Source organism: Streptomyces sp. T028 (assembly GCF_048159505.1).
Lineage (GTDB): Bacteria > Actinomycetota > Actinomycetes > Streptomycetales > Streptomycetaceae > Streptomyces.
In genome coordinates, this window is the sequence record NZ_JBLRVZ010000111.1 from 1 (window position 1) to 2955 (window position 2955).

Below are 2955 nucleotides of genomic sequence, written 5' to 3' on the forward strand. Positions count from 1 at the left end.
TGCGGGACGACCACACCCTTCGGACGACCCGTCGAACCCGACGTGTAGATGACATACGCCGGATGCTCCGCAGACACCCCCACCACCGGATCCGCGTCCGGCAGCCCCGCCGTCTCCAGGGCCGCCAGGTCGTCGACCACCAGCACCGGCCGGGCATCCGCGACCATGAACTCCCGCCGCGCCGCCGGATAGTCAGGATCAAGAGGCAGATAAGCAGCCCCCGCCTTCAACACCCCCAACACCGCCACCACCAGCTCCACCGACCGAGGCAACGCCAACGCGACGACATCCTCCGGACCCACCCCACACCCGACCAACGCATGCGCCAGCCGGTTCGCCCGACGGTTCAACTCGCCGTACGACAACGAGACATCACCACACACAACCGCCACCGCATCCGGCAGCTCCCGCACCCGCGCCTCGAACAACCCCACCAGGCTGTCCGCCGCCGGAGTGGAGGTGACGGCGGGCAGCGAGCGCCGTCGCTCGACGTCCGTCAGGACGTCGAAGCGGCTCAGGCGGCGGCCCGGGTCGGCGACGGCCGTCCTCAGCAGCCGGACCCAGCGGTCGCACATGGTCTGGACCGTCTCGGGGTCGTACAGGTCGCCGGCGTACTCGACGAACCCGTCCACGCCCTGCGGGGAACCGTCCTCGCCGTGGCGTTCGGACATGGAGAAGATCAGGTCGAGCTTGGACGTGGTGGTGGTGAGCCGCACAGAGCTCGTACGCAGGCCGGGCGGGGCGAACTCGGCCCTCGGGGCGTTCTGCAGGACGAGCATGACCTGGAAGAGGGGGTGGTGGGCGAGGGACCGCACCGGGTTGAGGGCCTCGACGAGGTACTCGAAGGGCAGGTCCTGGTGGGCGTAGGCGGCGAGGGCCACGTCCCGGACCCGGTCGAGGAGTTCGGTGAAGGCGGGGTCGCCGGAGGTGTCGGTGCGGAAGACGAGGGTGTTGACGAAGTAGCCGATCAGATCGTCCAGGGCCTGGTCGGTGCGGCCCGCGATGAGGCTGCCGACGGGGATGTCGTCCCCGGCGCCGAGCTTGTTCAGCAGGGCGGCGAGACCGGCCTGGAGGACCATGAACAGACTGGTGCCCTGGTTGCGGGCCAAGTCCCGTAGTTCCTGGTGGAGTTCGGCGTCCAGCTGGATACGGACGAAGCCGCCCCGGTGGGAGGCGACGGCGGGGCGAGGCCGGTCGGTCGGCAGCTGGATCTGCTCGGGGAGTCCCTGCAGCGCGCTCGTCCAGTGGGCGGCCTGGCGGGCGAAGAGGCTGTCGGGGTCGGTCGCGTCACCGAGCAGGCGGTGCTGCCAGAGGGTGTAGTCGGCGTACTGCACCGGCAGCGGCGCCCACGCGGGCTCCTCGCCCCGGCGGCGGGCCGCGTAGGCGTCGGCGAGGTTGTGGGCCAGCGGGCCGAGGGACCAGCCGTCACCGGCGATGTGGTGCACGACCAGCAGCAGCACGTGTTCGTCGGCGCCGAGCGTGAACAGTTCGGCGTACAGGGGCAGTTCGGCGGCGAGGTCGAAGGGGTGGCGCAGGGCCTCGGCAAGGACGGCGTCCAGCTCGCCCTCGGTCGTCACGCGCGTGCGCAACGGCAGCTGGGCCTCCTGCGGGTGGAGGATGCGCTGGTGGGGGGTGCCGTCGAGCTGGGGGTAGCGGGTGCGCAGGCTCTCGTGGCGGGTGACGACGTCGGTGAGGGCCTGGGTGAGGGCGGCACGGTCGAGGGGGCCGGTCAGGCGCCAGGCGAGCGGGATGTTGTAGTTGGCGCTCGCGCCCTCCAGCTGGTGCAGGAACCACAGACGGCGCTGCGCGAACGACAGCGGGACCAGTTCGGGGCGGTCGTCGTACGGGGTGAGGGCGAGGCGGGCCTGTCCGGCGCCCCCGAGGCTCGCGGCCAGCCCTGCCGGGGTCGGCGCCTCGAACAGGGCGCGCAGTTCGAGTTCCACGCCGAGGGTGGCCCGGACGCGGGCGACCAGGCGGGTCGCGAGCAGGGAGTGGCCGCCGAGGTCGAAGAAGCTGTCGTCCACCCCGGCCTCGGCAACTCCGAGGATCTCGGCGAACAGCTCACACAGGATCTGTTCCTGCGGGGTGCGCGGCGCACGTCCCCCGCCCAGGACGCCGGCCTGCGGCTCGGGCAGGGCCCGCCGGTCGAGCTTGCCGTTGACGGTCAGCGGCAGCGCCTCCAGCGCGACGAACGCGGCCGGGACCATGTACTCCGGGAGCCGCTCCCGCAGGTGCTCGCGGAGCACCGCCGAGTGGGCGACCGCACCGGGTGCGGGAACGACGTACGCGACGAGCCGCGTGTCGTCCGTACGGTCCCGGCGGGCCACCACCGCCACATCCCCGACCTCGGGATGCGCGGCCAACACGGCCTCGATCTCACCGAGTTCGATACGGAAGCCCCGCACCTTCACCTGGCCGTCGGCCCGCCCGACGAACTCCAGCGTGCCCCCGGTGTCACGGCGTACGACGTCACCTGTGCGGTACAAGCGGGTGCCGGGCGGACCGTAGGGGTCGGCGACGAACCGGGAGGCGGTGAGGGACGGCCGGTGGAGGTAGCCCCGGGCGAGACCCGGGCCGCCGACGTACAACTCCCCCGCCACGCCGGGTGGTACGGGGCACAGGTGGGCGTCGAGGACATAGGTGCGCAGGTCTGGGATGGCCGCGCCGATGACGCTGGCGGCACCGGGGACCGCGCTGTCCCGGGTGAGGGTGGTGTGGGTGACGTGGACGGTCGTCTCGGTGATGCCGTACATGTTCACCAGCACGGGAGCGTCGCCCGCGTGCCGGGAGTACCAGTCGGCGAGCCGGGCGGGCTCCAGCGCCTCGCCGCCGAACACGACCGTGCGCAGGGCGAGTTCGGTGCCCGGGTTCTCCCGGTCGGCCTGCATGAGCTGGTAGAAGGCGGAGGGCGTCTGGTTCAGGACCGTCACCCGCTCCTCGGCCAGCAGCCTCAGG

1 pseudogene is annotated in these 2955 nt (G+C 72.1%); it reads right to left on the reverse strand.

Annotated elements, in window-relative coordinates:
- Positions 1-2948, reverse strand: a pseudogene (locus tag ACLZN2_RS50690) (condensation domain-containing protein); the annotation flags it as partial.
- Between the last annotated feature and the right edge of the window lie 7 nt (positions 2949-2955).